Raw genomic sequence first — 11,564 nt, 5'->3', positions numbered from 1 at the left:
CCCCGACATGACGACCGGCACTACGATGGGGACGCATCGGTTCGTCCGCCTTTTGGCAAGCGTGACGTCCGAGGGCGAAGCGCGCCTGGCGTTCCAAGGCGGCGCCGACATCATCGATTGCAAAAATCCGTCCGCGGGCGCGCTGGGTGCGCTGCCGCACGCAGATGTGGCGCGCATTCGTGCCGCGGTCCCGCGCCATGTGCCTATTAGCGCCACCATCGGTGATCTTGCCGCCGAGCCGGAGCCCGTCCTTGAGGCGGCGCGCGCCATGGCCGCCACCGGCTGCGACATCGTCAAGGTCGGTTTGTTTCCGGACGGCGACGCTCATGCAACTATCCGGCATCTGGGGCACCACATCGCCGGGCAGACGGCGCTCGTTGCTGTGCTGATGGCAGATGCTGCACTCGATCTCTCGTTGGTGTCGGCGCTGGGCGAAGCAGGTTTCTCCGGCGTGATGCTCGACACCGCGCATAAGGACGGCCGCACACTGCTCGATCATTGCGATCGCGCGACACTCAGCGCCTTCATCACGGAAGCGCACAACGTTAGTTTGTATGCCGGGCTCGCCGGTTCGCTGCGCCTTGCTCAGATTTCGGAGCTGCTCGCACTCGCGCCGGATGTGCTGGGCTTTCGCGGCGCCCTCTGCCGCGGCGCAAGCCGCACGGACACGCTCGAGGCATCCGCGCTCGCAGCCGTTCGCCGCGCCATTCCGCGCGCTGGTGAGGCGGATGAGCATCGCACACCAACGCAATTAGAGCTGGAAGCCACGTCATGAGCACGGCGACGACCACGCGCCCCGGCGATGCGCCTTCGACCGCGAAGGCAGGAGCCGACTACGGCCACGATTGCATCTTCATCAAGGACTGGGTAATCGACTGCAATATCGGCGTTTATGCCGAGGAGAAGGGCGTCACGCAGAGGGTGCGTCTCAGCGTTGACGCGTATTTGGCGCCGCACGTGCGCGCTGCGCGCGACGACATGGATACGGTTCCCTCCTACACCGACATCATCGACGCCGTGAACGCGATCACCGCCAGCGGCCACATCAATCTGATCGAGACCTTTGCCGAAGCCATCGCCGAGCAGTGCCTCGCCGACACACGCATAGACGCGCTTCGGGTCCGTATCGAGAAGCTCGAGCGCGGACCGGTGCGCGGCGTCGAGATCTTCCGAGCCCGTGGAGGCGCGCTCCCGTGACGCCGGTCGTCCTCAAACTGGGGGGCAGTCTGGTGGAGAGCGGGCGCTTGCGCACGCTCTTGGCTCTCGTGGCCAGGGCGCGCCGCGCCGTCGTCGTGGTGCCGGGAGGTGGCGTGTTCGCAGACGCCGTGCGCGACACGCAGCGCGCTCTCGGTTTCTCCGATGAGGCCGCGCACGACATGGCGCTGCTGTCCATGCACCAGATGGCGGACGCCATGCTGGCGCTCGAGCCGCGGCTCGTGGGAGCCGAGACGCTGGTCGGCATCGCACGCGCGTGGCATCGTCGGCGCATCCCGATCTGGCTGCCGGCGGCCTTATGCGCCGGGGATCGCCGCATTCCGCGCGATTGGTCGATCACCTCCGACGGCCTCGCTGCCCGCCTCGCAGAGCGGCTGGGCGACGTCGAGCTGGTGCTCGTCAAATCGTGCACCGTCCGGCGCACGATGTCCGCAAAGACCCTGGCGCGGCAAGGCATCGTCGATCCGGTGTTCCCCGTTATCGTCGAGCGGGCGGATCTCGCCTGGCGGGTGCTCGGCCCCGCTGACGATGGTGTGCTAAGCGACATGCTGGATGTGGCGTCCCGCCCCGCGCGTGGGACGGCGCCACGCCGTCGCCGCGCGGCGAGAGCGGCGCCGCGGGCCGCGGCGCGCGATAGGACCGTCGCAAGAACGCGTTAATAGGCTTGGAGACGCGGATGCCCCGCATCGTCGAAACCATCGTGACGACCACGGATGCAGCGGGCACGCCGCACATCGCCCCCCTCGGCCTGATAGAAGACGGCGACGGCTGGATCATCGCGCCCTTCAAGCCCTCGCGCACCCTCGATAATCTCACGGCCAACCCATACGCCGTCGCAAGCCACACGGGCGACGTGCGCGTGATCGCCGGCTGTGTCACCGGCCGTCGCAATTGGCCGACGGTGCCCGCCGATATCGTCAACGGCGTGCGCCTGCGCGATACCGTCTCGCATTGGGAGCTGGCCGTCGAGCGGGTGACCGATGATGCGCAGCGCCCGCGCTTTCATTGCAAAATCGTCCACACCGCGAGCCACGCCGTCTGGAGTGGCTATAACCGGGCGGAGGCGGCGGTGCTGGAACTCGCGGTGCTGTCAACGCGGCTTGCCATGCTGCCGCCGGAAAAAATCGATGCCGAGCTGAAGTACCTCGAGATCGCCATCTCGAAAACGGCCGGTCCCCGCGAGCTTGAGGCCTGGGGCTGGCTCATGGATCGCGTCAACGCTTTCCGTAGCGGCGATGCTGATGCCGCGCGCAAGAAATAGCTGATGTCAGGCGGAGGCGTGCTGCTGCGCGGCTCTGAGGCGGGCGCGATGGCGCGCGAGCAGGAAGGTGGCAAGGGCCACGGCCAGCACGATAAATCCGCCTGGCATGACAATGGCTGCAGCAATTGTGAGCGTCGTTTTCATGGGCCTCCCTCACTGAGGCTAGCTCGCTCATCTTGAGGTGAGTCTACCGAACACGCATGGGGCTTTCTATCCGCAACCACACGTATTGGCGCGTTAAGCCGGTGCAAAGTTCTTTTCGCACCGCACAGCCGCAGAAGAGGAAGAAGCCGAGCCCCGAGCTGTCTTTCGCTGGCCTTTAGCCTTGGTCGAGCAGCAAAGCCACCGCAACGGCCGGCGCGCACCCCGTCGCCCAGGGCACGAGCGCATCGTCCGCGCCGACGAGCGCGCCGAACCGGATCGCCTCGCGCCCAAGCCGGCGTGCGATTTCGCAAATGTCGTCCGCCCCGATCCCCGCCGCGACGACCGGTGCATCCGAAGCCAGCGGCGCGGCGGACAGCACGCGGGCCGCCCCGTCGTGGATCGAGCGCAGCTGCACCTCGCAGATATGCGCCGCAGCCGCACGCCAGTCTTCCGCCGAGCCGTCGCGTGCGTCGCGCCCCAGCATCCGCCCGAGACGTGTCGCGCTCTCGTCGAGTGACTTTCCCTTGCCGTCAGCCGTCGCGTGCTGGTCGACGCCTGAGAGGTCCGCGCCCAGGATGCGGCGCACATCCGCCATCGTCGCAAGATACTCGCGCGCAAGGCCGATAACCCGGCCTTGGAACGGGGCCTCGTTGGCGACGCCCATCACCGCCGTGCGCGTATAGCCCGTATAGACAAGCTCGCCCGTCGCCTGGCGTTCGGCGTCGGTCAGTCCCCGCACGCGAGGCGCACCGCCGGCGATCGGCACGATATCCGCCGTCGTCGATCCGAAATCGATGAGCAAGGCCTCGCGAAGGTGGAGCCCAACGGCCGTTGCGGTGGCGAGGAAGTTGGTCGAGCCGACGTCGGTATGATGCCGCCGTGCTTTGTCCGCCGTGCCGAACCCGCGCGAACCCATCCAGAAGCGCGCCTCACTCCCAAGCGCATCGGAGATCCGCGCGGTCAGCGTCAGCGCCCCCGTCTCGCGATCGGGAAAGAGGTCGGACAGCTCGCCTGTCATGGTGACGGCAAAGCGCTGCGCGTTGCCGAGCAGCGGGCGTGCCTCGGCCAGAGCCGCGTCGAGCTTGTCGAGGCCCTGCCAAAGTGGGCAGGCGATCTGGCGCACCGTGACTGGACGCGCGTCCTCGACCAGTGCCACCTTGAGGTGCGCTCCCCCGACATCGAGGCCTGCCGTCACTACCATGCGTCATCACACTCCAGGGCGCGGGCAGGGCGCCCGCAGTGCCCCTGTGATACATCTCCTGCCAGGAGATGGAAGCGTATGCACGTCATACCGGTTATCGACATTCGCGGTGGCGTCGCGGTGGCGGCTAGTCGCGGCGACCGCGCCCGCTACCGGTCGCTCGAGACGCCGCTCGCCGCATCCGCCGATCCGGTTGCGGTGGCGCTGGGCCTGCGGTCGCTCTTTCCATTCTCAACGCTTTACGTGGCGGATCTCGACGGCATCGAGGGCCGCGGCGCCGATCTCGCGACGCAGCAGCGCGTGTTCGACGCCTGGCCCGGCACCGAGCTTTGGATCGACGACGGGACCACAGACCTAAGGCATCGGGTGATTGGATCAGAAACGTTAAGGTCACTGGTCGACTACGAATCCGCTCGACGGTCCGCCGGCCCTTCAGCTCCGCTCTCCCTCGACTTCCGCGGCGACACGTTCCTCGGCCCGCCGCAGCTGCTCGACGATGCAACGCTTTGGCCCGACCGCGTGATCGTGATGACGCTCGCGCGAGTCGGAAGTGGCGAGGGGCCGGATCTCACGCGCCTGGCGGCGATCGTCGCACGGGCGGGGAACCGTCAAATCTATGCCGCGGGCGGTGTGCGCGATGTCGATGATCTGAAGGCGCTGCGCGATATCGGCGTCGCAGGCGCACTCATCGCCACCGCTCTGCATTCCGGAAAGGTCACCCCGGGCGATCTCGTTACCCTCGCTTGAGAGCGCTCGACACGAAAAGAAAAAGGGCCCGATTGCAAAGCGCAATCGGACCCTGAAGTTTTAGTCCACTTGCGAGTGGATAGTGAAGGTCCACCCGGTAGTGTCAGCCGTTCCAACGGCCAGAGAGTAGTCTTCCCAATCGCTGCAGCAGACCCCCCTTCAAAGGAGGGGCATCATTATCCTGCTGTGGACGGTTTCCGCTTCAAGTCTTCGCACCGAACGGATGCGCGACCGAGTTGCGCTGCGCGGTAGCCTCGGCAGCCGTCGGCTTGCCGGCGATAGCGCGAGCAATGGCCTCCTTGGTAGCGCGGTAGTTGTAGTCCTGGATCTTGGCGTCGTCGGAAGCTTCCCAATGGATGAACACGCCGACGAGAACGTACACGTCGTCAGCCTCGTTCGCCGGGATCACGCCCTCGGCAACCGAGTCCTGCACGGCCTTGGCAACGCCGTACTGAGCCGGGCCGAACATCTGAACGGCCTGACGGGCGTCCTTGATGGTGACCTTGTTGAAAAGGATCGTGTTCGGCTTGCAGGCGAGGTTCGGCGCGATCACGGCGAGCAGCGTCGTGAAGCCGTCCTTGTTGTTGGCGAGCGCGTTGACGAACGCGGTCTCGGCGGCGCTGCCGCGCGGTCCGATCACGAGGTCAATGTGCGCGACTTCGTTGCCGTCGCCGACGAGCGACTCGCCGACCAGTACGCGATTGATCTTGGCCATTAGGGGGTTCCCTTCCTTGATTAAACAAAAACCAACGCGCCCCGAGCGTTCGACGAGCTTCGATTGCTTGGAGCGGCTGCCCGGGGTGTGAAGTGCCGGCTGCAGTGCGAAAAAACTATCCCAGTTGCAGCGAGCGGTGAGTAGATCACCGCACCGGTTGGCCAGATAGTGGCGCTGCGAGCGCCGCCCCTTAATAGCCCTAGGATTATGACTTCGACAAGGGGCTAGGAGCGCCCGGTGGTCGCACTCTGATGAATGAGCATATCAGCAAAAAGCGTGGCCACGACGAAGTCGGCCGTCGTCCCCGGATTGAGGCCCCGAGCCTTGAGGCTGGCGTCGAAGTCAAGCAGCGTCTGGCATGCTTCTGGCCGCGGCGCCGGGTACCAGACTGCCTCAAGATTGCGCGCTTCCTGCTGCACACGCACGGCTACCGCGTCTCCGTGCTTGCGCGCGATGTGACTGTCCGGGAACGAAGCAAGAAGACTCATGTGCAGTGCAGTAATTGCCAAGCTCTCGTTTGCGGCAGTGCGGCGAGCGGCCTCTAGCTCCGGCAGCCCCTTCGCAAAAATGTCGTCGAATCCGGTGATGTAGGCGCGTGCAATCCGGTCACGGACGGCTGCAAGAGCCATGGCCTCGGTCAGCGTCATCGTGGGTGGGCCGGTGACATCGCCTTCCTTAACGCGACCGAGCCCGGCCGGATTGGCGATGACGATAGCCTGAAAAGCCTGATCCGCGTCTGACCGGTCGAGCCCATCGAGCACGGATTGAAGCCGCGTCCGGAGATCGTCTGGACCCTGACGAGCATCGGCTGCTGCGGCGAGCGGAGCGGTGAGCAGCACGATACCGAGATTCGTGTTGAGCCCGGCCGCCGCGACGCTGGCTCCGACCGCGCCGAGAACGCGCGCACCGACTCCCCGCGTGGGATCGGCGATGAAGGGAGCCGCTGCTGCGGCCGCACGTTCGAAGTGGTCGATCTCCATGCCGTGGCCGGCAGCGTGCACATGCACGTTGCCGGGCTTCAGCGCCGAGAGCTCCGCGTGGCACGCAGCGATAAAAGCTTCCTCGATCGCCGTCCGGACGAGCGGAAACCCCATCACACGACGGCCTTCGAGACGGCTGCAAGGAAATCCGAGGCGAGCACGTCGGCGATGTCGGCCGACGTGACGCTCTGCAGACCTTTCCACGCTGGGTTCGAATTGATCTCGAGCACCATGAGCTGTCCGCTCTGATCGCGGATGAGATCGACACCCGCGTAGTCGGCGCCGATGGCAGCGGCCGCGACAAGGGCCATGCGGCTCATCTCATCGCACGGGGCGTGGGCGACGGGCTCGGCACCCTGATGCACATTGGTGATCCAGGTCTTGCCCCGCCGCACCATCGCCGATAGCACGCGCCCAGAGCAGACGAACACGCGCCAGTCCTCGAACAGCGTCGCATCCGGCGCGCGGAGGTAGTGCTGCATATAGTAGACGTCGCCGACGGCTTCGGGCGGCGGTAACTCGTCGGGCGTATGAGCGCGCCGCACGCCGTTGCCTTGGCTGCCGAACAGCGGTTTCAGAACGAACGGCCTCGGATCGGCGGACAGGTGCGCATGCGCGCGCACACGCGTTTCGACCACTCGCGTTGGCGGCGTCGCAAGTCCGGCCTTCTGGAACAGGAATGTCGCCGTCGATTTGTCGACGCATCGTTCGATGGCGCGCGCGTCGTTCCAGACCCGCACGCCGCTTTCGCGCAGCGCATGTAGGATGCCGAGACGGAACGTGATCTGCTCGAGCGTGCCGGTCGAAACCGAGCGCACGAACGCGCCGTCCGGCAGCATTCCATCGAAGCCGGGGATGTCCATGCCGCTTGGACGGGAGGTGTCGAACGCACAGGCGCTGAGCGTCGTCGTTACGACGCTGGCGCCACGCGCCTCCATGGCGCGACGCAGGCGGCGCGCATGCCAATCGCCCGAGCCGTCCTCGACGAACAGCGCGATCCGCGGGCCGCTGGGGCTCGCGTCGCTCAGGTCCGTCGATGTGACCGGCTTGTTCATGCCGTCCGCTACCGTCTCACTTGTTGCTTCACCTCTCCTCATCGTGACGGAGCGTCGCGCGAGCGAGGAGAGTCGAAGTAGAGAAACGTTCTACTTGAAGCTTGCGTCGACGATGTCGGGCGCGAGCCGTCCCGCCTGGAAGCTCGACCCCGTGTCGAGGTTCGAGACCGTCACGAGAGCGGGGCTGAACAGCGAGGCGTCGATCTTGTAGAAGTCGCCGCCGACGCTCGCGAAGATGTCCGCGAAGGGCTCGCCGTAGATCGAGCACGTGTTCGACGGAAGCTTTTCGGCGAGGTCTTTCGCAGCGTCATCCGAGCCGCGCACGAAGAGCTGGATGCGCCCGCCATAGATGATGGCGTCGTTGGTGCGGCCCATCGCCTTGACGAAATCGGGGATCGGCGGCGCGATCGGCGCCACGCCATAGCCGTCGACGATGTTGTTGAGGTCGAAGTGCAGCGAGTGCGCCTTGTGCAGCGCCACCTCGAGCACGCGCGCCGCGATCTGCACCGTGCCGGCAAGGCTGCCCGTCGGCGCGTAGAGAACGGTGAGATCGCTCGTCTTCACGCCGCACGCAGCGGCAACGTTGCTCGCGACGCCCGGCGGCGGCGCGTTGTCGCCCTCGATGACGAGCGCGGCCTTGTGATGGTGATCGACGTAACCGAGCTCCTTGTAGAGCTCCTCGACCCGCGACAGCGCGCGGGCCGGCCCCGAGCCGAGCGCAAAGAAATTGTTGTCACCGGTGATGGTCCAGCCCGCGTACTGGCTGCCGAGGCACGCGACGACCGGGTTCGACGAATGCACGACCACGCCGAGCGGCCAGCGCTCGAGACCGGATGCGGAGGTCAGCGCCACGGTGCCGAGCCCGCCCATGCAGATCTCGCCGAGGCGACGGCCGGCTTCAAGCCCGCCCGGCACCTTCGCGCCAAGGTCGATGCACCGCTCCCCGTCTTTGCCCGTCGTCACCGAGACACGCAGCGCGTCTGCGTTCTTGGCAACCTCATCGACGAGTACGGCCGCGCGCGCGTTGACGCTGGGTGCGAAGCCTGGAGTGCTGCTCATTGTCGAGTTCCTTGTTCGTTTGACGTGTCATACAGCAATGTTTCGAGCATCCCCAAGCGCTCCGCGCAGATGGCCTGGACGGCGTCGAGATCGTGGCCCTCGGCGGTTGCGGTGGCGAGCGGCTGCCCGGCACCGATAACGCTGCCGGGTTGCGGACGGTCGGCGGCCCAGTCCGGCCAGTCCACCGCTCCGGCCGTGAGCGGCCCGCGGTCTGCGTAAAGGAAGGCGGCGGCGCGGGCAACGGGGGGATGCCAATCGGAAGAGAGAAGAGCGGCAGGATCGCCGCCATGGGAGGCCTCGATGTGAGCCTTGAAGAGCGTGCCGGCCGCATCGTCGAACACGTCCACGGTGGCGCCGGGCCGGGGATTGACCTCGAGCAGCAGCGGCTCTCCGGTGTCGACGAGAAAATCGAACGAGATGAGGCCCTTGAGCTTGAGCGCATCGGAAACGGCGAGGCCGGTCTCGATGAGACGCGCTTCGAGATCCTCGTCGAGCAGGAGCGAGCCAGCCGCGCCGCCGTAGCGGAACGGCCGCCGCGGCAGCGGGTTCGTCCACTGACGGCTGGCGGCGAAAGCAGCGCTCTTCTCCGAGACGAGGCCGAGCAGCGAAATCGCCTCGCCTGTCGCTTGGCGTTGAAAGTAGCGCCGCTTGTCCGGGCGCGGCTTTGCGGGACAGCGATGGATGTGCAGCCCGCCGCTGCCGCCGATACGCTTCATGAGCCAGCCCGCGTTGTCGGACGGCGGATCGAGACGCGTCTCGGGATGCGGAATGCCGAGTTCGCCGAGTATCGAGAAGAACTGCTGCGGATCTTTAGCGCCGTGGATAGTTTCTGCGTCGTTGCCGATCAGCGTGAAGTGCTCCGCGAGCTTCGCAACGAGCCGCGGGTTGCACTCGAACCCTGCGCCCAGCACCAGCCCGATCGGCGGCGAAGGGGCTTCAGCGACAAGGCTTTCGAGAGCGGCAAGCAGAGGACGAAAAGTAAAGCCAACCTGCACGCGAGCCGGCAAGCAGCGCGACGCATGCGCAAGTGCAACGGTGTCCTGATCGCCAAAGCAATCGACGACGAGAGGCCGGTATCCGGCCCGCTGCGCGGACGCCGCGAGCGCCCGCGCAGAGAAAGCCGCGATAAGGACAGTCTCGCCCGTCAAGCCACGAGCTGGCGCGCCAGCTCGAACGCGTGACGGAAGTCGAGCATCAGTGGTTCCTTGGCGCCGATCATCTGCTTGAAGAGGCCGGCCTCAGTTTTGTACTTGATGTCGCCGATAGCGAGCGGACCGACGCCGAGCGCATTGCAGCCCGGCAGCGGCTCGCCGTTCATGAACAGGTCCATGCCCTCGACGCCGGCCGGCGGCACGGCGTTGACGTCCGCGACGACGAGCAGGTTGTTCGCAATTTCCTTGTGCTCTTTCGAGATGACCTGCACGCCGGCAGCGGCAGCCGCGAACACGACTTCGGCATTCGCGAGGATCTCGCGCTTCTGCTCCTCGGTCTCGCCTGCGACAGCCTGGAGGTCCACGCCGAAGCGCTCTTTCGAGACGGCGGCAGACTTGATGACGCGATCTACGCCGCGATGCGCGACGAGCTGCACTTCAGCGCCCTCGAGAGCCGAGATGATCGATGAGGCGAAACCGACTACGCCGGTCGCGCCGAACACAGCGACCTTCGTGCCCTTCCAACCGCGGCCGAACTTGAACTTCAAGACGCGCTCGACACAGGCGACCATGGCCGCCGCGGTCGTGAAAGAGCCCGCCGGGTCGGCGAGAACGGAAAGGTGGAACGGAGGCACTTGCGCCTTGCGGGCAGCTTCGAGCATATCGAGCGCCAGGATCGCGTCCTTGCCGCCGATGAAGAAGCCGGTGTGAGAGCCGTAATCCGGCGGACGCGAGAAGATGGCGTCCTGTACCAGCGGCGTTACCTCTTCGAGCGCCACGTTGATATAGGGAACAATGACCTTGTAGCCGGCATCCGCCGCCATGTTCACGTCGAACGGGCTCATGTGCTTCTGCGGCGAAAGCATGTGCAGAATCGGCGTGGCATCACTCATCAGGTCGTCTCCCGTTCACGTATGGCGTAGCCGCTCTTGGTCTCGAAGGCGGTAACCTCAGAAAGTCGCGATCGTGGCGCCGGCATTGCGCCCCCGGACGACCGCGAGTTCGAGGCCCCTCGCTTTAGCGTCTTCGACTAAAGAATGATAGAGGCGGTCTGCCACATCCGGCGAGGGGACAAAAGCAAAGCCGGTAGGGCCCCACGACGTTTGCCCGATGCCGGTGGCACCGAGCTCCGCGGCGCGCTTGAGCAGCTCGCCAACGGCAGGAGACGTCCACGGGCTGCCGCCTTGCGCTGCAGCAAAGTGGCCGCCGACGATGCCCTGGATTTGGGTTAACGCCGCCCCGAAGGCCGCGATGTCCGCCTCCTTGAGGCCAGGGACGAGCTGCATCAGCACAAGACGGCAAAGCCGGTCCGCCAGCGTCTCGGGAAAGGGCGGAAGAGCAGAAAAGGCCTGCGCCTCGCGGTCGCCATGCGCACCCTGGTTTCGAGAATCGAGCACCAGCAGCGCACGCCAGTCTTCCGGGAACGGCGTCTGGATCAGCACCGGCGGCGGCTGGTCGAACGCACCGCGTCCACCGTCGACGATGAACCCGCCGCCCTCGAAGGCGGCCATCCCGATCGCCGAGCGCGCTCCACGTCCGGCAAGATCGCCGACCTGCTGCGGTGTCAGCGACAGCCCTTCGAGGCGCATGAGCGCAAAGCCGATGGCGAGCGCAAGTTGCGTCCCTGATCCCAGCCCGGCGTGGGCGGGGATCGCACGCTCCACCTCGACCTTGTAATGCCCCGTGAGCGCCAGCGCCGCAGTCGTGCGCTCGACGAGGGTGCGAACGCGATCCTGCTCCGGCCCCGAGACGGTGGTCGCTTCGGTCCGCGAGACGATGACGTCAGTTGAAGGTTGATCGAGCGCGAGACCGATCGAGCCGTAGCGGCGTCCCAGCCCGCCGTTGAGGTCGAGAAAGCCCAGGTGCAGGCGCGCGGGCGCGGAAACGCGACAGCCGGTGACCGGGGAAGCTTCGTGCATCGTGCGGAACGTCCTTGGAGGTGCTAGCGGATTGCGTCAGCGGGGGGCGGGGATTAGGGTCGCGCCCAGACGCAGGGGTTGTTGGCCCATTTGTCTACGAAAGGCGAGGAGAGAGCA

The 11,564-nt window shown here is 66.2% G+C and carries 14 protein-coding genes; 5 read left to right on the top strand and 9 right to left on the bottom strand.

Features of this window, described 5'->3' with window-relative positions:
• Positions 1–7: 7 nt before the first annotated feature.
• Genes CS1GBM3_RS05440 through CS1GBM3_RS05425 form a run of 4 tightly spaced genes read left to right on the top strand, consistent with a single transcriptional unit; the run spans position 8 to position 2,476 of the window.
• Positions 8–775, top strand: coding sequence for a (5-formylfuran-3-yl)methyl phosphate synthase (locus CS1GBM3_RS05440; protein WP_083567103.1), 768 nt, complete (start codon positions 8–10; stop codon positions 773–775).
• Positions 772–1,197, top strand: a complete 426-nt coding sequence (locus CS1GBM3_RS05435) for a dihydroneopterin aldolase (protein WP_072392431.1) — start codon at positions 772–774, stop codon at positions 1,195–1,197. The genes CS1GBM3_RS05440 and CS1GBM3_RS05435 overlap by 4 nt, the downstream gene beginning before the upstream one ends.
• Complete coding sequence (locus tag CS1GBM3_RS05430; protein ID WP_072392428.1) at positions 1,194–1,874, top strand: amino acid kinase family protein; 681 nt, start codon at positions 1,194–1,196, stop codon at positions 1,872–1,874. Before CS1GBM3_RS05435 ends, CS1GBM3_RS05430 begins: the two co-directional genes overlap by 4 nt.
• Positions 1,875–1,891: 17 nt before the next feature.
• A complete protein-coding gene (locus CS1GBM3_RS05425; protein WP_072392425.1) occupies positions 1,892–2,476 on the top strand; it encodes a DUF447 domain-containing protein in 585 nt (194 codons plus the stop codon).
• 6 nt (positions 2,477–2,482) lie between these two features.
• On the opposite strand, the gene CS1GBM3_RS19745 is transcribed toward CS1GBM3_RS05425, so the two are convergent.
• Both CS1GBM3_RS19745 and CS1GBM3_RS05420 read right to left on the bottom strand, forming a co-directional pair.
• Positions 2,483–2,620: a hypothetical protein gene (locus CS1GBM3_RS19745; RefSeq protein WP_171946427.1), complete on the bottom strand. Its 138-nt coding sequence runs from the start codon at positions 2,618–2,620 to the stop codon at positions 2,483–2,485.
• 175 nt (positions 2,621–2,795) lie between these two features.
• Positions 2,796–3,821, bottom strand: a complete 1,026-nt coding sequence (locus tag CS1GBM3_RS05420) for a hydantoinase/oxoprolinase family protein (RefSeq protein ID WP_072392422.1) — start codon at positions 3,819–3,821, stop codon at positions 2,796–2,798.
• A gap of 78 nt (positions 3,822–3,899) precedes the next feature.
• On the opposite strand from CS1GBM3_RS05420, the gene CS1GBM3_RS05415 reads away from it, so the two are divergent.
• Positions 3,900–4,568 (top strand): HisA/HisF-related TIM barrel protein, encoded by a 669-nt coding sequence (locus CS1GBM3_RS05415; protein WP_072392419.1) that lies wholly within the window; start codon positions 3,900–3,902, stop codon positions 4,566–4,568.
• 202 nt (positions 4,569–4,770) lie between these two features.
• On the opposite strand, the gene fae is transcribed toward CS1GBM3_RS05415, so the two are convergent.
• The 7 genes from fae to CS1GBM3_RS05380 form a co-directional block, all read right to left on the bottom strand.
• Positions 4,771–5,283, bottom strand: coding sequence for a formaldehyde-activating enzyme (gene fae / locus CS1GBM3_RS05410; RefSeq protein WP_072392417.1), 513 nt, complete (start codon positions 5,281–5,283; stop codon positions 4,771–4,773).
• A gap of 224 nt (positions 5,284–5,507) precedes the next feature.
• Positions 5,508–6,377 carry a triphosphoribosyl-dephospho-CoA synthase gene (locus CS1GBM3_RS05405; RefSeq protein ID WP_072392414.1) on the bottom strand — a complete coding sequence of 290 codons (870 nt, stop codon included), beginning with the start codon at positions 6,375–6,377 and terminating at the stop codon, positions 5,508–5,510.
• Positions 6,377–7,318, bottom strand: a complete 942-nt coding sequence (locus CS1GBM3_RS05400; protein ID WP_072392411.1) for an ATP-grasp domain-containing protein — start codon at positions 7,316–7,318, stop codon at positions 6,377–6,379. The genes CS1GBM3_RS05405 and CS1GBM3_RS05400 overlap by 1 nt, the downstream gene beginning before the upstream one ends.
• Positions 7,319–7,408: 90 nt before the next feature.
• Positions 7,409–8,377, bottom strand: coding sequence for a methenyltetrahydromethanopterin cyclohydrolase (gene mch, locus CS1GBM3_RS05395; protein ID WP_072392408.1), 969 nt, complete (start codon positions 8,375–8,377; stop codon positions 7,409–7,411).
• On the bottom strand, positions 8,374–9,525 hold the full coding sequence (locus CS1GBM3_RS05390; RefSeq protein ID WP_072392406.1) for an ATP-grasp domain-containing protein: 1,152 nt from the start codon (positions 9,523–9,525) through the stop codon (positions 8,374–8,376). The genes mch and CS1GBM3_RS05390 overlap by 4 nt, the downstream gene beginning before the upstream one ends.
• A complete protein-coding gene (locus CS1GBM3_RS05385; protein WP_072392403.1) occupies positions 9,522–10,421 on the bottom strand; it encodes an NAD(P)-dependent methylenetetrahydromethanopterin dehydrogenase in 900 nt (299 codons plus the stop codon). Before CS1GBM3_RS05385 ends, CS1GBM3_RS05390 begins: the two co-directional genes overlap by 4 nt.
• Positions 10,422–10,478: 57 nt before the next feature.
• Positions 10,479–11,447, bottom strand: coding sequence for a beta-ribofuranosylaminobenzene 5'-phosphate synthase family protein (locus CS1GBM3_RS05380; RefSeq protein ID WP_072392400.1), 969 nt, complete (start codon positions 11,445–11,447; stop codon positions 10,479–10,481).
• Between the last annotated feature and the right edge of the window lie 117 nt (positions 11,448–11,564).

The organism is Hyphomicrobium sp. CS1GBMeth3 (assembly GCF_900117455.1).
In the GTDB taxonomy this organism is placed as follows: domain Bacteria; phylum Pseudomonadota; class Alphaproteobacteria; order Rhizobiales; family Hyphomicrobiaceae; genus Hyphomicrobium_C.
This window is presented reverse-complemented; position numbering and strand designations above follow the sequence as displayed.

Coding starts and splice junctions, on each gene's coding strand:
- CS1GBM3_RS05425 (WP_072392425.1), top strand. CDS start 1,892: ATGCCCCGCATCGTCGAAACCATCGTGACGACCACGGATGCAGCGGGC.
- CS1GBM3_RS05415 (WP_072392419.1), top strand. CDS start 3,900: ATGCACGTCATACCGGTTATCGACATTCGCGGTGGCGTCGCGGTGGCG.
- CS1GBM3_RS05385 (WP_072392403.1), bottom strand. CDS start 10,421: ATGAGTGATGCCACGCCGATTCTGCACATGCTTTCGCCGCAGAAGCAC.
- CS1GBM3_RS05440 (WP_083567103.1), top strand. CDS start 8: ATGACGACCGGCACTACGATGGGGACGCATCGGTTCGTCCGCCTTTTG.
- CS1GBM3_RS05405 (WP_072392414.1), bottom strand. CDS start 6,377: ATGGGGTTTCCGCTCGTCCGGACGGCGATCGAGGAAGCTTTTATCGCT.
- CS1GBM3_RS05380 (WP_072392400.1), bottom strand. CDS start 11,447: ATGCACGAAGCTTCCCCGGTCACCGGCTGTCGCGTTTCCGCGCCCGCG.
- CS1GBM3_RS05400 (WP_072392411.1), bottom strand. CDS start 7,318: ATGAACAAGCCGGTCACATCGACGGACCTGAGCGACGCGAGCCCCAGC.
- CS1GBM3_RS19745 (WP_171946427.1), bottom strand. CDS start 2,620: ATGAAAACGACGCTCACAATTGCTGCAGCCATTGTCATGCCAGGCGGA.
- CS1GBM3_RS05435 (WP_072392431.1), top strand. CDS start 772: ATGAGCACGGCGACGACCACGCGCCCCGGCGATGCGCCTTCGACCGCG.
- CS1GBM3_RS05420 (WP_072392422.1), bottom strand. CDS start 3,821: ATGGTAGTGACGGCAGGCCTCGATGTCGGGGGAGCGCACCTCAAGGTG.
- fae (WP_072392417.1), bottom strand. CDS start 5,283: ATGGCCAAGATCAATCGCGTACTGGTCGGCGAGTCGCTCGTCGGCGAC.
- mch (WP_072392408.1), bottom strand. CDS start 8,377: ATGAGCAGCACTCCAGGCTTCGCACCCAGCGTCAACGCGCGCGCGGCC.